Annotated in this window: 9 protein-coding genes, 3 tRNA genes and 3 rRNA genes; 13 read left to right on the top strand and 2 right to left on the bottom strand. The window is 65.4% G+C overall.

Annotation, left to right across the window (positions count from 1 at the left end; all coding sequences use genetic code 11):
* The first annotated feature begins 209 nt into the window (after positions 1-209).
* The 12 genes from H0E82_RS05320 (at position 210) to hemC (ending at position 13,651) form a co-directional block, all read left to right on the top strand.
* Positions 210-1,754: ribosomal RNA gene (locus tag H0E82_RS05320) — 16S ribosomal RNA — on the top strand.
* Positions 1,755-1,827: 73 nt separating this feature from the next.
* Positions 1,828-1,904 (top strand) — tRNA-Ile (locus tag H0E82_RS05315).
* 3 nt (positions 1,905-1,907) lie between these two features.
* Positions 1,908-1,983 (top strand) — tRNA-Ala (locus H0E82_RS05310).
* 236 nt (positions 1,984-2,219) lie between these two features.
* Positions 2,220-5,099, top strand: a 23S ribosomal RNA gene (locus H0E82_RS05305).
* 171 nt (positions 5,100-5,270) lie between these two features.
* Positions 5,271-5,384 (top strand): 5S ribosomal RNA (gene rrf, locus H0E82_RS05300).
* The 16S, 23S and 5S rRNA genes sit together here with 2 tRNA genes alongside, the layout of an rRNA operon.
* Before the next feature lie 1,136 nt (positions 5,385-6,520).
* A tRNA-Ile gene (locus H0E82_RS05295) sits at positions 6,521-6,596 on the top strand.
* A 95-nt stretch (positions 6,597-6,691) separates the two neighbouring features.
* Positions 6,692-8,188: an OpgD/OpgG family glucan biosynthesis protein gene (locus H0E82_RS05290; RefSeq protein ID WP_180544410.1), complete on the top strand. Its 1,497-nt coding sequence runs from the start codon at positions 6,692-6,694 to the stop codon at positions 8,186-8,188.
* Positions 8,185-10,158, top strand: a complete 1,974-nt coding sequence (mdoH, locus tag H0E82_RS05285) for a glucans biosynthesis glucosyltransferase MdoH (RefSeq protein ID WP_425600318.1) — start codon at positions 8,185-8,187, stop codon at positions 10,156-10,158. The genes H0E82_RS05290 and mdoH overlap by 4 nt, the downstream gene beginning before the upstream one ends.
* Before the next feature lie 54 nt (positions 10,159-10,212).
* Positions 10,213-10,896: an alpha/beta hydrolase gene (locus tag H0E82_RS05280; protein WP_180544408.1), complete on the top strand. Its 684-nt coding sequence runs from the start codon at positions 10,213-10,215 to the stop codon at positions 10,894-10,896.
* Between the two features lie 3 nt (positions 10,897-10,899).
* Positions 10,900-11,970, top strand: a complete 1,071-nt coding sequence (locus H0E82_RS05275; RefSeq protein ID WP_328796961.1) for a sensor histidine kinase — start codon at positions 10,900-10,902, stop codon at positions 11,968-11,970.
* Positions 11,967-12,698, top strand: a complete 732-nt coding sequence (locus H0E82_RS05270; protein WP_180544415.1) for a LytR/AlgR family response regulator transcription factor — start codon at positions 11,967-11,969, stop codon at positions 12,696-12,698. Before H0E82_RS05275 ends, H0E82_RS05270 begins: the two co-directional genes overlap by 4 nt.
* Before the next feature lie 41 nt (positions 12,699-12,739).
* Positions 12,740-13,651, top strand: a complete 912-nt coding sequence (gene hemC, locus H0E82_RS05265; RefSeq protein ID WP_180544407.1) for a hydroxymethylbilane synthase — start codon at positions 12,740-12,742, stop codon at positions 13,649-13,651.
* Positions 13,652-13,664: 13 nt separating this feature from the next.
* Here the strand turns inward: hemC and H0E82_RS05260 are convergent, their stop codons facing one another.
* Complete coding sequence (locus tag H0E82_RS05260; RefSeq protein WP_180544406.1) at positions 13,665-14,357, bottom strand: DUF481 domain-containing protein; 693 nt, start codon at positions 14,355-14,357, stop codon at positions 13,665-13,667.
* Between the two features lie 69 nt (positions 14,358-14,426).
* Positions 14,427-15,263: a hypothetical protein gene (locus H0E82_RS05255; protein WP_180544405.1), complete on the bottom strand. Its 837-nt coding sequence runs from the start codon at positions 15,261-15,263 to the stop codon at positions 14,427-14,429.
* Between the two features lie 149 nt (positions 15,264-15,412).
* Between H0E82_RS05255 and H0E82_RS05250 the strand changes: the two genes are divergently transcribed.
* A complete protein-coding gene (locus H0E82_RS05250) occupies positions 15,413-16,792 on the top strand; it encodes an FAD/NAD(P)-binding protein (protein ID WP_180544404.1) in 1,380 nt (459 codons plus the stop codon).
* The last annotated feature ends 125 nt before the right edge of the window (positions 16,793-16,917 follow it).

Below are 16,917 nucleotides of genomic sequence, written 5' to 3'. Positions count from 1 at the left end.
AGCAGGCGCTGAGGCCGCTTCCGCAGATCTTTGACAGTGTGCGCAGGATACTTATGCGGACGTCTGGCTGGTGGTGTTAGTCCATTAGCAGACGTTCCAGAAAGAGCAAGAAAGATTCAACAGCATGCAAATGCTGGCGAGTAGTTCGGGCTCAGGAAGGACATCTGCACTCGAAGCATTAGACGTCACTTCGGTGATGTCGAAAATTTTAAGTGAAGAGTTTGATCCTGGCTCAGAGTGAACGCTGGCGGCAGGCCTAACACATGCAAGTCGAACGGCAGCACAGAGGAGCTTGCTCCTTGGGTGGCGAGTGGCGGACGGGTGAGGAATACATCGGAATCTGCCTATTTGTGGGGGATAACGTAGGGAAACTTACGCTAATACCGCATACGACCTACGGGTGAAAGCCGGGGACCTTCGGGCCTGGCGCAGATAGATGAGCCGATGTCGGATTAGCTAGTTGGCGGGGTAAAGGCCCACCAAGGCGACGATCCGTAGCTGGTCTGAGAGGATGATCAGCCACACTGGAACTGAGACACGGTCCAGACTCCTACGGGAGGCAGCAGTGGGGAATATTGGACAATGGGCGCAAGCCTGATCCAGCCATGCCGCGTGGGTGAAGAAGGCCTTCGGGTTGTAAAGCCCTTTTGTTGGGAAAGAAAAGCAGTCGGTTAATACCCGATTGTTCTGACGGTACCCAAAGAATAAGCACCGGCTAACTTCGTGCCAGCAGCCGCGGTAATACGAAGGGTGCAAGCGTTACTCGGAATTACTGGGCGTAAAGCGTGCGTAGGTGGTTTGTTAAGTCTGATGTGAAAGCCCTGGGCTCAACCTGGGAATTGCATTGGATACTGGCAGGCTAGAGTGCGGTAGAGGGTAGTGGAATTCCCGGTGTAGCAGTGAAATGCGTAGAGATCGGGAGGAACATCCGTGGCGAAGGCGACTACCTGGACCAGCACTGACACTGAGGCACGAAAGCGTGGGGAGCAAACAGGATTAGATACCCTGGTAGTCCACGCCCTAAACGATGCGAACTGGATGTTGGGTTCAATTAGGAACTCAGTATCGAAGCTAACGCGTTAAGTTCGCCGCCTGGGGAGTACGGTCGCAAGACTGAAACTCAAAGGAATTGACGGGGGCCCGCACAAGCGGTGGAGTATGTGGTTTAATTCGATGCAACGCGAAGAACCTTACCTGGCCTTGACATGCACGGAACTTTCCAGAGATGGATTGGTGCCTTCGGGAACCGTGACACAGGTGCTGCATGGCTGTCGTCAGCTCGTGTCGTGAGATGTTGGGTTAAGTCCCGCAACGAGCGCAACCCTTGTCCTTAGTTGCCAGCACGTAATGGTGGGAACTCTAAGGAGACCGCCGGTGACAAACCGGAGGAAGGTGGGGATGACGTCAAGTCATCATGGCCCTTACGGCCAGGGCTACACACGTACTACAATGGGAAGGACAGAGGGCTGCAAACCCGCGAGGGCAAGCCAATCCCAGAAACCTTCTCTCAGTCCGGATCGGAGTCTGCAACTCGACTCCGTGAAGTCGGAATCGCTAGTAATCGCAGATCAGCATTGCTGCGGTGAATACGTTCCCGGGCCTTGTACACACCGCCCGTCACACCATGGGAGTTTGTTGCACCAGAAGCAGGTAGCCTAACCGCAAGGGGGGCGCTTGCCACGGTGTGGCCGATGACTGGGGTGAAGTCGTAACAAGGTAGCCGTATCGGAAGGTGCGGCTGGATCACCTCCTTTAGAGACAAGGCTGCATCGCTTGTCCAGGCGTCCTCATAAGTAACCTGCACGATTGGTAATCAAGAGCACGACTGGGTCTGTAGCTCAGGTGGTTAGAGCGCACCCCTGATAAGGGTGAGGCCGGTGGTTCGAGTCCTCCCAGACCCACCACTTGGGGCCTTAGCTCAGCTGGGAGAGCACCTGCTTTGCAAGCAGGGGGTCGTCGGTTCGATCCCGACAGGCTCCACCATTTCTTGATTCGCCGATCGCTGCGCACACATCAGATTTGAATGGTGCCGGGCATTGTGGCCCGACACCGGTTCTTTGAAAAATAGGGAAGTAGCGAGCGTCTGAGACAAGTACTCAAACGTGTCGTGAGGCTAAGGCGGGGACCTCGAGTCCCTAAGAAATTGAGTCGTTATAGTTCGTGTCGATGCTTTGTACCCATCGACAGAAGTATGGCTCCGAGGCGACTTGGGGTTATATGGTCAAGCGAATAAGCGCACACGGTGGATGCCTTGGCGGTCAGAGGCGATGAAGGACGTGGTAGCCTGCGAAAAGTATCGGGGAGCTGGCAACAAGCTTTGATCCGGTAATGTCCGAATGGGGAAACCCACCTCCTAGGAGGTATCGTGCAGTGAATACATAGCTGTACGAGGCGAACGCGGTGAACTGAAATATCTAAGTAACCGTAGGAAAAGAAATCAACCGAGATTCCCTGAGTAGTGACGAGCGAACGGGGAACAGCCCAAAAGTCGATTTGGTTCTAGCAAAACGGTCCTGGAAAGACCGGCCATAGAAGGTGACAGCCCTGTATGCGAAAGGGCCATATCGATGAAATTGAGTAGGGCGGGGCACGAGAAACCCTGTCTGAACATGGGGGGACCATCCTCCAAGGCTAAATACTCCTGACCGACCGATAGTGAACCAGTACCGTGAGGGAAAGGCGAAAAGAACCCCGGAGAGGGGAGTGAAATAGACCCTGAAACCGTGTGCGTACAAGCAGTCGGAGCCCGCAAGGGTGACGGCGTACCTTTTGTATAATGGGTCAGCGACTTATTGTTCGTGGCAAGCTTAACCGTATAGGGGAGGCGAAGGGAAACCGAGTCTGATAAGGGCGCATAGTCGCGGGCAATAGACCCGAAACCGGGTGATCTAGTCATGCCCAGGGTGAAGGTTGAGTAACATCAACTGGAGGCCCGAACCCACTCCCGTTGCAAAGGTAGGGGATGAGGTGTGATTAGGAGTGAAAAGCTAATCGAACCCGGAGATAGCTGGTTCTCCTCGAAAGCTATTTAGGTAGCGCCTCATGTGAATCTTCCTGGGGGTAGAGCACTGTTATGGCTAGGGGGTCATTGCGACTTACCAAACCATTGCAAACTCCGAATACCAGGACAGACTGCATGGGAGACACACGGCGGGTGCTAACGTCCGTCGTGAAAAGGGAAACAACCCAGACCCACAGCTAAGGTCCCAAATTATCACTAAGTGGGAAACGATGTGGAAAGGCACAGACAGCCAGGAGGTTGGCTTAGAAGCAGCCACCCTTTAAAGAAAGCGTAATAGCTCACTGGTCGAGTCGGTCTGCGCGGAAGATTTAACGGGGCTAAGTGATAAACCGAAGCTTGGGGTGCATAACTTTGTTATGCGCGGTAGAGGAGCGTTCCGTAAGCCGTTGAAGGTGGATTGAGAAGTCTGCTGGAGGTATCGGAAGTGCGAATGCTGACATGAGTAACGATAATGGGGGTGAAAAGCCTCCACGCCGAAAGCCCAAGGTTTCCTTGCGCAACGTTAATCGACGCAGGGTGAGTCGGCCCCTAAGGCGAGGCAGAAATGCGTAGTCGATGGGAAGCTGGTTAATATTCCAGCACCTCGCATAAGTGCGATGGGGGGACGGAGAAGGTTAGGTCTACCAGGCGTTGGTTGTCCTGGAGAAAGGCGGTAGGAGTGGGTCTTAGGCAAATCCGGGACCCTTTAACTCCGAGCACCGAGACGAGCTCATTAGAGCGAAGTGACTGATACCACGCTTCCAGGAAAAGCCCCTAAGCTTCAGCTTATGCAGACCGTACCGTAAACCGACACAGGTGGGTAGGAAGAGAATTCTAAGGCGCTTGAGAGAACTCGGGTGAAGGAACTAGGCAACATAGCACCGTAACTTCGGGAGAAGGTGCGCCCTTGATCGTGGCCCATGCGGGCTACAGCGATCGGGGGCCGCAGTGACCAGGCCGCTGCGACTGTTTATCAAAAACACAGGACTCTGCAAACACGAAAGTGGACGTATAGGGTCTGACGCCTGCCCGGTGCCGGAAGGTTAATTGATGGGGTCAGCCGCAAGGCGAAGCTCTTGATCGAAGCCCCGGTAAACGGCGGCCGTAACTATAACGGTCCTAAGGTAGCGAAATTCCTTGTCGGGTAAGTTCCGACCTGCACGAATGGCGTAACGATGGCGGCGCTGTCTCCACCCGAGACTCAGTGAAATTGAAATCGCTGTGAAGATGCAGCGTTCCCGTGGCAAGACGGAAAGACCCCGTGAACCTTTACTATAGCTTTACATTGAACGTTGAGTTCGTCTGTGTAGGATAGGTGGGAGGCTATGAAACCCTGGCGCTAGCTGGGGTGGAGCCAACCTTGAAATACCACCCTGTCGTGCTTGACGTTCTAACCTAGGTCCGTTATCCGGATCGGGGACCATGTATGGTGGGTAGTTTGACTGGGGCGGTCTCCTCCCAAAGAGTAACGGAGGAGCTCGAAGGTACGCTCAGCGCGGTCGGACATCGCGCACTGTGTGCAAAGGCATAAGCGTGCTTGACTGCGAGATCGACGGATCAAGCAGGTAGGAAACTAGGACTTAGTGATCCGGTGGTTCTGTATGGAAGGGCCATCGCTCAACGGATAAAAGGTACTCCGGGGATAACAGGCTGATACCGCCCAAGAGTTCATATCGACGGCGGTGTTTGGCACCTCGATGTCGGCTCATCACATCCTGGGGCTGTAGTCGGTCCCAAGGGTATGGCTGTTCGCCATTTAAAGTGGTACGCGAGCTGGGTTCAGAACGTCGTGAGACAGTTCGGTCCCTATCTGCCATGGGCGTTGGAGATTTGAGAGGGGCTGCTCCTAGTACGAGAGGACCGGAGTGGACGAACCTCTGGTGTTCCGGTTGTCACGCCAGTGGCACTGCCGGGTAGCTATGTTCGGAAGCGATAACCGCTGAAAGCATCTAAGCGGGAAGCGCGCCTCAAGATGAGATCTCCCGGGAGCTTGACTCCCCTGAAGGAACCATCAAGACCAGGTGGTTGATAGGCTGGGTGTGTAAGTACAGCAATGTATTGAGCTAACCAGTACTAATGATCCGTGCGGCTTGACCATATAACCTCAAGTTGCTTCAACACGAAGCATCCTTGGCCTCCGCAACACGTGTGAGTCGAGTTTCAAATGTTCGCTACTTCCCAACCTCTGAGAGCGTGAGCGCTGTCAGTCCCACTGTCGATCGCATACCTGCGTCGAGAATCGGGCCGACCTGCGACCCTCCACCCTCTCCCTGGTGACTATAGCTGTATGGAACCACCCGATCCCATTCCGAACTCGGAAGTGAAACGTACATGCGCCGATGGTAGTGTGCATCTAGCATGCGAGAGTAGGTCATCGCCAGGGTCTTTACCCCGAAACCCCCGCCCACAAGGCGGGGGTTTCTTTTTGTCCGACATTTTGTCGATATTGCCTGGCGGGAATTGCCCGGGTGTGTTCGTTCGGGCACGGATCCGATGGCGGGTGAATCGGTCAGGCAGCTGCGCTGCGCGCACGCGCGCCGGGAAACACGGTCAGGCGCTTTGTTCGGGATTTTGTCGACATCGGCGGAGCTGGATTGCTTGGACTGTATTCAATCGGGCACGGATCTGATAGCACGTTAATCAACCAAGCGACTGCGCTGGGCGCAGGCGCGCCAGGAAGCACGGTCGGACACCAAGCGTTTTGAGCCTGCATGCCCGCCCGTGGACCTCGGTGCTGTGGCTCGATGCGTGGCGCGGGGCCAGAACGGTGTTAGGGCCGGCCTGCTTGGTCGATCGCTCCTACGGGGCCGGCGCCGGCGTCGCTCGCATGGCCCTGGGGATGCGGGGATGCGGCGGGGGCGCTGCGGCGCGCAACGCGGGCGAAGATCAGCTCCCCGGCGTGTGCTGGATTGAGGGGGCGGCTCCATTGGGATCCGCCGTCCTGATGCAGGGCCAAGCTGAGAAAGACGTTCTTCGCTACACCGTCTCGCGTGGGTGGCGTTTGGCGGAACTCGTGCATTATTCCCGGAACGAGCAAGTTCGACTGGTAGCCATTGGCATTACCCGGGCAGGGATCAGCCAAGTCCTCTCCGTGATGGGGACGCCCTGGGAGAGCATTGCGCCAGACAGCTTTGACGCTGCGCGGGCTGAGCTCGATCAGGTTTCGCCAGTGGCCGGGCGATTCTTGCAAAGCCGGCGCATGCGGAGGCAGAGGACTCGCCATCTTGGCAAGGCCAGATCGCGAAACCGGTTGAGAATTTGCTTCGGGTGCGGGGCGCGCCGTCGGGCAAACTCCGGGCGATGGTAGGCGGACGCAAGCCTGCTCCCGTTCTGAGTCTGCACTCGTGCGGCGGGTGTGCGCGGCAGGCCCGCTAAGTAGCTGGCATCCAGCGGTATCGCTGCAGATCATGCCGACCGCTCCTGTCATCGCAAAGCCGGCAGCGCGACGGCGCTGCCTGTCCGAGCAGCGCTGCGGTCCGTGGTATCGGACCTCGTTCGAATTGCTACGATTACCGTTACGGGCCTATAGCTCAATGGTCAGAGCAGAGGACTCATAATCCTTTGGTTCCAGGTTCGAGTCCTGGTGGGCCCACCAAGCTCCGTCGATTTAGCACAAAACTCACAGTGACGCGTTTAGAGTGCGCCGCTGATTACGTGAATGCGGGGAACGCCGTGCGACGACGGGATGTGTTGGCCGCGGCTGTCGGTACGCCGCTCGTGCTTGGTGGATGGCCGGCGTTCGCCGCGGGCGCTGCCGGTGCCGGTTCCGTGTTCGATGCGCAGACCGTGCCGCGGCTCGCCGCCGCACTCGCTGGCCGCGCCTACGCAGCGCCGGACTCCGGACTGCCGGGGGCGCTCGCAGACGCCAGTTACGACCAGTACCGCACGATGCGCTATCGCGCCGAGGCGGCGCTGTGGCGGGACGCGCCCGGAGCCGCCTTCCAGGCCCAGTTCTTCCATCGGGGGTTCCTGTTCCGGCCACGCGTCGATGTGTACGCCGTGGCGAACGGTGAAGCCAGCCCGGTGCCGTTTTCGACGTCGCAGTTCGACTACACCCCGGACGCGGCGCCCGCGATCGGTGACATCGGGTTTGCCGGCTTCCGCCTGCATACCGCGTTGAACCGCGCCGACTATATGGACGAGCTGTGCGCCTTTCTCGGCGCGAGCTACTTCCGCGCCGTGGCGCGCGGCCTGGGGTACGGACTGTCGGCCCGAGGCCTGGCGCTGGGCAGTGGGGATCCCGGGCCTGAGGAATTCCCGGTGTTCCGCGCGTTCTGGCTGCACCGGCCGGAGCCGGGCGGCACGATGATCACCGTCGACGCCCTGCTGGACAGCCCATCGGTCGCCGGCGCGTTCCGCTTTCTCATCACGCCCGGCGGTGACACGGTGTTCGAGGTCGACGCCCGGCTCTATCCGCGCGTACCGCTGACGAACGCGGGGATCGCGCCGCTGACCAGCATGTTCCACTTCGATGCCTCGGGCCGACGGGACGTCGACGACTACCGGCCGGCGGTCCACGACTCGGACGGTCTGGGGATCGCATCGCGCGACGGCAGCTCGGTGTGGCGGCCGCTGCACAACCCGCGGACCCTCCAGCACAGTGGCTTCCAGGGTGCGACGCCGCGCGGATTCGGGCTGATGCAGCGCAAGCGGGATTTCGCGGATTTCGAGGATGCCGAGGCGCATTACGAACGGCGTCCGTCGGCGTGGGTCGAGCCGTTGGACGACTGGGGCGCGGGTGAGGTGCATCTGGTCGAGATTCCGACTGCCGACGAGTATCACGACAACATCGTGCTGTTCTGGCGACCCGCCCGTGCCATGCTGCCGGGCGTCGAGCACCGCTGGCGCTACCGCCTGCACTGGACCGCGGAGCATCGCTGGCAGCCGGAGCTCGCCCACGTGACCGCGACTCGGATCGGCGCCGTGCCCAGGACGACATCGGGCGCGCGTCTGGTCGTGATCGATCTCGCCGGAGGCCCGGGCCGGGAGACGGCCGGGCTCGAGGTCGATCATCGCGCCTCGGCCGGCGCGATCCGCAACGCCGTGGTGCACGCGCGTCCCGGTGGAGGATGGCGGCTCGCCTTCGAGTTCGAACCGCAGGGGCATGCCGTGGCGGAACTATCGGTCCGCCTGCTCGAAGGCGGCCGGGCGGTCTCCGAAACCTGGCTGTACCGGTGGCAGGCGTGAGCGCGCCGGCACGCAGTGCAGTGCGCGACGGCGACGACCGCATGCCGGCTGAAGTGCCCCTGGCGATGCCGGTGCAGAGCCTGGGTGAAGGCCGGCTCGCGAACGCGCACCTGCCGACGACACCGCCGCGGATGGCCTGGCGGCGCGGCGTTATCCTCGCGGCCTCCGCAGCGCTGACGCTGCTGGCCACCTACCAGATCTGGTGGCTGCTGCGCATCGGCGGCATCGATGTGCTCGAAGGTCTGTTGCTGCTAGTCTTCGTGCCCTTGTTCGCGTGGATCGTGCAGTCCTTCGTAAGTGCCGTGGCCGGGTTCGTCCTGGTGATGCAGCGGCGGCCGGCGCGACTGGGCATCGACCCCGAGGGGCCGATGCCGGTGCTGCGCCAGCGCACCGCACTGCTGATGCCTACCTACAACGAGGCACCCGACCGTCTGTTCGCCGGCCTGCAGGCCGTGTGCGAATCGCTCGCACAGACGGGTCAGGGCGATGCCTTCGATGTCTTCGTGCTCAGCGATACGCGTGACGCGGGCATCTACGAGGGCGAGCGGCGCGGCATCGAAAGGCTGCGGGCGCAATGCCCCGGCCTGCGGCTGTTCTACCGGCGCCGCGAGGACAACCGCGAACGCAAGGCCGGCAACATCGCCGACTGGGTCCGGCGCTGGGGCGGCGCCTATCCGCAGTTCCTGATTCTCGACGCGGACAGCCTGATGACCGGCGACACGCTCGTACGCCTGGCCGCTGCGATGGAAGGCCACGAGGACGTGGCGCTGATCCAGACCCTCCCGGTCATCGTCAACGGCGCCACGCTGTTCGCTCGCATGCAGCAGTTCTCCGGCCGGATGTACGGACCCGTGATCGCGCACGGTGTCGCCTGGTGGCACGGCTCGGAAAGCAACTACTGGGGGCACAATGCGCTCATCCGCACGGCCGCCTTCGCCGCGCATGGCGGGCTGCCGGAACTCCAGGGCACGACTCCATTCCGCGGCACCGTCCTGAGTCACGATTTCGTCGAAGCGGCGCTGTTGCGGCGCGGTGGCTGGGCGCTGCACATGATTCCCGCGCTCGGCGGCAGCTACGAGGAGGGGCCGCCCACGCTCACCGACATGCTGGTACGCGATCGTCGCTGGTGCCAGGGCAACCTGCAGCACGGTGGCGTGCTCGCCGCGCGCGGCCTGCACTGGGTGAGCCGCTGGCACCTGCTCATCGGCATCGGCCATTACCTGACCGCGCCGCTCTGGGCGATGCTGGTGCTCGTGGGCCTGGCAGTGCCCCTGCAGCACGGCATGCCGGGAGCGGACGGTTTCTCGGCCGCGCGCTACTGGATGGCGCTCGACGACGGCCGCTTCCTGGCGGTGTTTCTGCTGACGATGGGCATGCTGTTCGCACCGAAGATCCTCGGTTATGCAGCGACGATGGCCGATCCCGCGATGCGACGGGGCTGCGGCGGCGCGATGCGCGGCCTGCTGAGTCTGGTGCTGGAGAACGTGCTGGCGGCGCTGATGGCGCCGGTGACGATGTACGTGCAGTCGCGGGGCGTGGCCGAGGTGCTCGCCGGACGCGACTCCGGCTGGGACGCGCAGCGTCGCGACGATGGTCGACAGACCTGGGGCGACCTGTGGCGCAACTACAGGGGAACCACGACCCTCGGTGTGCTGATGGGGGCGGCCGCGTGGACGCTTTCGCCGGGCCTTGCGCTGTGGATGTCGCCGATGATCATCGGGCTCGCGGGTTCGATACCGATCGTCCGGCTGACCTCGTCCCGCCGGATCGGCCTCGCCCTGCAACGGCGCCGCGTGTTCGCGACGCCCGAGGAGGCGGCGCCTCCGCAGGTCCTTCAACGCGCCAGTGCGTTGCGCGCGCTTCCGTGGCCCGCTGCGACGCTGTCGGCGACGCTCGATGCACCGGTCGAGGGGCCGACGGCGCAGGACCCGGTGTCGCCGGAGGCGGCGGCCCCCGTTCCGCCCGGGTGAGTCTGCACGCCGGGCAGCCCGTACACTGTCCGGCGGTCCGACATCGCATTCCGAATGAACGCAAGCGCTCCCCTGCTCGACTGCATCGAACGCGACACCGGCCCGGCGCCCGCCTGGGCGGTCGTCTGGTTACACGGTCTCGGCGCCGACGGCCACGATTTCGTGCCGATGCTGCCCGAACTGCTGCGGCCGAACTGGCCGGCGATGCGCTTCCTGTTCCCCCACGCGCCGCAACGTGCGGTCACGATCAACAATGGCACGCGCATGCGGGCCTGGTACGACATCGTGGATTTCGACCTCGCCAATCGGGCGGACGAAGCCGGAGTTTCCGAGTCCGTCGCGCAGATCGATGCGCTGATCGCACGTGAGACGGCACGCGGTATTCCACCTTCGCGGGTCGTTCTCGCCGGCTTCTCCCAGGGTGGCGCGGTCACGCTGGCGGCCGGACTTCGACGCCGCGAGCCGCTCGCCGGTCTGGTCGGTCTGTCCACCTACCTGCCGGCCGCGCACACCGCGCAGGCGATGCTGGCGGAGGGCGCCAACCGGCAACCGGTCTTCATGGCCCACGGCACCCAGGACCCGGTGGTGCCGTCCTTCGCCGGCCAGCAGAGCGCCGCCCTGCTGCGTTCGCTGGGATTCGAGGTCGACTGGCGCACCTATCCGATGCCGCACTCGGTCTGCGCCGAGGAAATCGTCGCGCTGGGCGACTGGTTCGACGCGCGGCTCGCCGCCGGCTGACCGGTGACCGCGCCGGCGCGCGATGGTGTCTGGCTGCCGGACCTGTGCCGGCTGCCGCGTCTGCTGACGATGCTCGGCCTGGCCCAGCTCACCGTGATCCTGGTGATGCTGGTGCCGATCGCCACGCCGCCATGGGACGCGGCCGGATTCATCTCCGCGAGCGGTTATGCGCTGTGGCTGGCGCTGTCGGTGTCGGTGCTGCTCTGCGCGGGACGCCGGCTGTTGTCCCGCTTGCCGATGCGTCTGGGCGCTGCGGCGGCGCTGGGCCTGGCGATGTTCGTCGCGCTGGTGGCCTCGGCGGTGGTGCACGGGCTGTTCGCCAGCATCGCCGCCGATCCCTCGCTTCCCGAGTTCGGTCGCTTCGTGGGCGGCAGCGCCGCGGCGGTGGTCCTGCTGACGGCGATCGCGTTGCGCTACTTCTACGTGATCGACCGCTGGCAGGCGCAGGTCGGAGCCCAGGCCCGCGCCGAGGCCGATGCGCTGCAGGCACGCATCCGACCGCATTTCCTGTTCAACAGCATGAACATGATCGCGACGCTGCTGCGTCGCGATCCCGAGGTCGCCGAGCGCGCGGTCCTCGACCTGTCGGACCTGTTCCGGGCGGCGCTCGGCGCGGGCGAGGGGACCTCCACCCTGGCCGACGAGACCGCTCTCGCCGAGCAGTACCTGTCGATCGAGCAGTTGCGCCTCGGCGACCGGCTCCGCGTGCGCTGGGACAAGGGCGCGGGCCTGCCGTGGTCGATGCCCATGCCGCGTCTGGTGCTCCAGCCCCTGCTGGAGAATGCGGTCCTGCACGGGATCTCGCGACTTCCGGAGGGCGGCACGATCGATGTGATGCTGGGGGAGCGTGAGGGCATGCTCGAAATCCTCGTCGCCAACCCCTCGTTGCCGCCCAGCGACGCCCCGGCGCAGGGCGCGGGCCATGCGCAGGCGAGCATCGCGCACCGGCTCGGCTATGCCTTCGGGCCCCGGGCCTCGATGCATTACGGCTGGAACGCGGGCCGGTATGCGTGCACCATCCGGGTGCCGGTGGCCGAGAGGGAGGCGCCATGGAGGGAGCGGGGCAGACCATGAAGGTGGTGATCGCCGACGACGAGCCGCTGGCCCGCGAGCGGTTGCGCCTGTTGCTGGCGCAGCACGAGGGGGTCGAGGTCGTGGCCGAGGTCGGCGACGGACGCAGCGCGCTGGAGGCCTGCGCCGCCCACGATCCGGCCTTGGTGCTGCTCGATATCGCCATGCCGGGCATCGACGGGCTGGAGGTCGCGCGGCATCTGAGTGCCTTCGAACCGCGCCCGGCCGTGGTGTTCTGCACCGCCTACGACGCACATGCGCTGATGGCCTTCGAGGCCGCCGCGGTCGACTATCTGGTCAAGCCGGTACGCCCCGAACGCCTGCAGACCGCGCTGGAGCGGGTCCGCGCGTTCACCGCGGGCCGGGAGGCCACGCGCGACCACGAGGGCACCGACAAGCGGCGCAGCCACCTCTGCGCGCGGCTGCGTGGCAGCCTGCGGCTGATTCCGGTCGAGGACATCCGCTACCTGCAGGCCGAGGAGAAATACGTCGTCGTGCACCACGCGCGCGGCGAGGACCTGGTGGAGGAATCGTTGCGTTCGCTCGAGGACGAGTTCGCCGACCACTTCGTGCGCATCCACCGCAACTGCCTGGTCGCGCGCCACGAGCTGGTGGAGTTGCGCCGGGATCTCGACGGCCACGTCCATGCGGTACTGCGACACGGCGACCGTCCGCTGGAAGTGAGTCGCCGCTGCGTGTCCCAGCTGCGCGACGCGATCCGCCAGTTCTGACGCGCCCGGCGCGCCGGGCGGCGATCGCCGATAATGCGCGAATGAACCTGCTGCGCATCGCCACCCGCAAGAGCCCGCTCGCGCTTTGGCAGAGCGAACACGTCGCCGACGCGCTGCGCGCGCGGCACCCCGGGCTCGAAGTGGTGCTGGTACCGCTCAGCACGCGCGGTGACGAGATCCTCGACCGGTCGCTCGCCGCGATCGGCGGCAAGGGCCTGTTCCTGAAGGAGCTGGAGATCGCCATGCAGGCCGGCGAGGCGGATTGCGCCGTCCACTCGCTCAAGGATGTGCCGATGGCGCTCGAAGCCGGCTTTGCGCTGCCGGCGATCCTGGCCCGCGCCGACCATGCGGATGCCTTCGTGAGTGACGTGGCGCCGTCCCTGGATGCCCTGCCGCATGGTGCGCGGGTGGGCACCTCGTCGTTGCGGCGCCAGGCGCAGCTGCGCGCGCGCCGTCCCGATCTCGACATCCGCGACCTGCGCGGCAACGTCAATACGCGACTGGCGCGACTCGATGCCGGTGAGTACGAGGCGATCGTCCTCGCCTGCGCCGGCCTGCAGCGGCTGGGGCTGGACGCACGCATCACGGCCCGGCTGGATGCGCCCGATTGGTTGCCCGCGCCGGCGCAGGGTGCCATCGCCGTGGAATGCCGCGACGACGCCCCCGACCTGCATGCGCTGCTCGCCACGCTGGATCATTTGCCCACACGCCAGTGCGTGGAGGCGGAGCGTGCGATGAACCGTGCGCTGCACGGAAGCTGCCACGTGCCGGTCGCGGCCTACGCACGTCTCGAGGGTGGGCGCCTGTCGCTCGACGGTCTGGTCGGCTCGGCACGGGACGGTCGCGCGGTCCGGGCGGGGGGCGAGGCGAGCCCGGGCGAGCGCGAGGCATTGGGCACGCTGGTGGCGCAGCGCCTGCTGGAACAGGGCGCCGGCGCATTCCTGCCGGGCTGACCCGTCGGGTCGCTCAGAACGTGTAGCGCACCTTGACCGAGCGCTCGGTGTCGGTGCGACCGCGCCCGCCGTTGCCGAGCGTGTCGTGGCGCAGTTCGAAATCCGAGCGCAGCGTCCACTGCGGAAACAGCTCGTAATCGAAGGCCAGGGTCTGGCGCAGGAACGTGTTCTCGCGGCCCGCCTCCACCTGCACCTGCTGGGTGAACGACGCGTGCCGCCCGAGCTCCTGCGACAGCAGCAGACGCCCGCGCGCGACCAGGCCCGGGACGGCAGTCCCGTAGTCGGTATACGGCTCGATCCGCACACCCGTGCCGAATTCCACCTTGAGCAGGGTCTCCGGACTGCGGATGGCCTCCAGTCCGTAGGTGGCGTCCCATTTCACGTGGTTGCCGCCGGAGCGGATGCTGTCCCGCCGCGCATGGGGGGAATGCAACGGTGCGACGCGGCGGTCGGGCAGTTTGACCACCGCCGGCGCGACGCTGCGTGGCCGTACGCCGGGCGCCCGCGGCGACCAGATCCGGCGCGACGAGGCCAGCGGCGTCCACTCGGCATCCGAGCAGGCGAGTCGGTAGCAGGGCAGGCGCAGGGGCACCTGACGTGTGGCGATCGCCACGACTGCGGGGTGGTCCGGCGCTGCCGGGAGCGGAGAGGTGTGAATCGGCAGGCCTGCTATGGCCAGCCACCAGCCGGCAACCATGTCATCCATTCATGTAATCGATTCCAGGCGATTATGCCGAGGCTCGATGACCATTCCAAGCGCGCGCTGCCCGATGGTTCAGGTGGATGCCGTCGTGCTCGGCGCGCCTGTCGCTGTGCCGGGACCTGCCGGAGGGCACTCCAGCAGCATCGCATCGATGACCGCGGCGGCGAGCACGCAGACGAAGACGAGGACGAGCCACACGGCCGCGGGCAGCAGACCGGTGCCGGCGAGCAGCCAGCACAGCGCAGGCGCCCCGACCAGCAGGGCGACGAGGGCGACTTGCTGGCGTCGGCGGCGCCCGTCGGGGGGTGCCGACGGCACTCCATGCCAGTCCAGTGCCTGGCAGGCGGCGAGCGCCACGCCGAGGCCGAACAGCGTGGCCAGCATCAGCCGCCCGTCGTGGCCCGCCGCCAGCAGGCGGTCCATGCCCAGATACAGCAGTGCCAGGCCCAGGCTCATCGAGAACAGCACGCCGATCGGCAGACGCAGCGGCCGGGACAGCGCGGTCGCCTCCCGGCCTGCAACGAGGGCCATTGCGGCGAAGGCGAGCACCAGCAGCACCAAGGCGAGCGCAACCAGGAGCCCGGCGTTGCGCCCCTGGGCTGCCCCGGCGAGCAGCGTCAGCAGGGCCAGCCCGGACAACATCGCGCCGCCGGCGGCCGCGCGCCCGACCGGCCGCATTGGACGCCCAGCGGTTTGCCGGAGTGGATCGACAGGGCTGCGCCGCGCGAGCACCCAGCCCAGCGTCGCGAGCGCCAGACCGACCGTCAGGCCCAGCGCCTGAACGTGCTGCACCAGGGCCGTGCCGGCCGGACGCAGGTTGAGCAGCGCGGTCGTCATGCCGCACCACATCAACAGGCCGAAGCCACTCGCCCACGTCGGCCCGTGCAGCCGCGCGCCCATCGATCGCATCCCGCTCTCCCCGGTGTTCGTCGGTGCATAGCCTGCCACGCACATCGCGTGCAGGCGCATTCACGCCGGCCGCCGGTCGCGCCGTGCGTACCGTCCGGCCGGTCGCTGCGCAATGGGATACTGCGCCCACCCTTCGAATCACGTGCGACATGACAGACCCCACTCACGCCGACATCGACGTGGTGATCGTCGGCGGCGGCGCGGCCGGCGCCCTCACCGCGTTGCATCTGCTGGCCCGGGGCGGATTGCGCATCGCCGTGATCGAGCCGCGTGGCGTCGTCGGCCTCGGCGCCGCGTACTCGACCTCGCGCAGCGAACACCTGCTCAACGTCAATGCCGCGCGCATGAGCGCATTCGACGCCGAGCCCGACGACTTCCTGCGTTTCCTCGATCGGGAGGGCCATGGCGCGCCCGAAGACCTGGCCGCACGCTTCATGCCGCGGCGCGAGTACGGCCGCTACCTGCAGGCACGCCTCGCGGCGCAGCCGGGATTCGATGCAGTGCGCGTGTACGCGATGGACGCGGTCGATGTCGTGCCCGCGGCCCCGGGCCACGCGGTGTCTCTGTCGGACGGTACGGTCCTGCACACGCGTGCCGTCGTGCTCGCGCTGGGCAACCGGCCGGGCGGGCCTCCCGTCGCCGCCACGGACATCGCGGACGGCGCCTTGGTGGAGGCCTGGGACTACGCGCGCGTGGCGGCGATCGACCCGGATGCGGACGTCGTCATCGTCGGCGCGGGCCTGAGCATGGTGGACACCGTGCTGACCCTGCAGGCCAACGGCCACCGCGCGCGGGTGCTGGCCATCTCCCGGCACGGCGTGATGCCGCTGCCGCATGCGCCCGGCACCCGGCCGCAGCCGGGCGGGGTGGAGCCGCTCCTCGCCCTTGGCGTGCGCGACCGGCTGCGGCAATTGCGTCGTTGGGCCGCGGAGGCCCGGGCCGATGGTGGACGCTGGCAGGATGCGCTCGAGCGACTGCGGCCGCACGTGCAGTCCCTGTGGCAGAGCTGGCCGCCGGTCGAACAACGGCGCTTTCTGCGCCATGCCGTACGCCAGTGGGACATCCATCGCCACCGCATCGCACCGGACGTGCACGCGCAGCTACAGGCGATGCGTCATTCCGGGCGGTTCGCCCTTCATGCCGGGCGCCTCGACGCGATCAGCCCCGCGCCCGAGGGGCGCGTGTGCATCGAGTGGCGCACGCGCGGCGGCTCGGAGCGGATGCACACGGTGACCCATACCGTGGTCAATGCCACCGGTGCCGAAACCCGCGCCAGTCGCCCGGCAGGGAGCGTGTTGCCGGCCCTGCTGGCGCGTGGCCTGCTGCGGCCGGGCCCGCATGCGATCGGCATCGACACCGCGGACACCGGCCAGGTGCTCGACGCCTGCGGTGCGGCTGTTCCGGGGCTCTGGACGCTGGGCGCCCTGCGGATCGGCAGCCTGTGGGAGAGCATCGCGATGCCGGAGGTCCGGGGCCAGGCGGAGCGCCTGGCGACCTCGCTCGCACTGGCGCTGCGCACCACGTCGTAACGGCGTCTGATCTCGGGCGCAGTGCAGCGTCGATCGGATCGAACGTGGAGGCGCCTGTCGCGATCGAGCCGGTCCGGGCGGACGAGGCCATGCGACACCGGCGGTGCCGGGTGCGACGCATGGTG

Origin of the sequence: Luteimonas deserti, assembly GCF_013425765.1 — a bacterium.
Lineage (GTDB): Bacteria > Pseudomonadota > Gammaproteobacteria > Xanthomonadales > Xanthomonadaceae > Luteimonas > Luteimonas deserti.
Note: the sequence above shows the minus strand (reverse complement) of the source record. Positions and strands in the feature narration are given on the sequence as shown.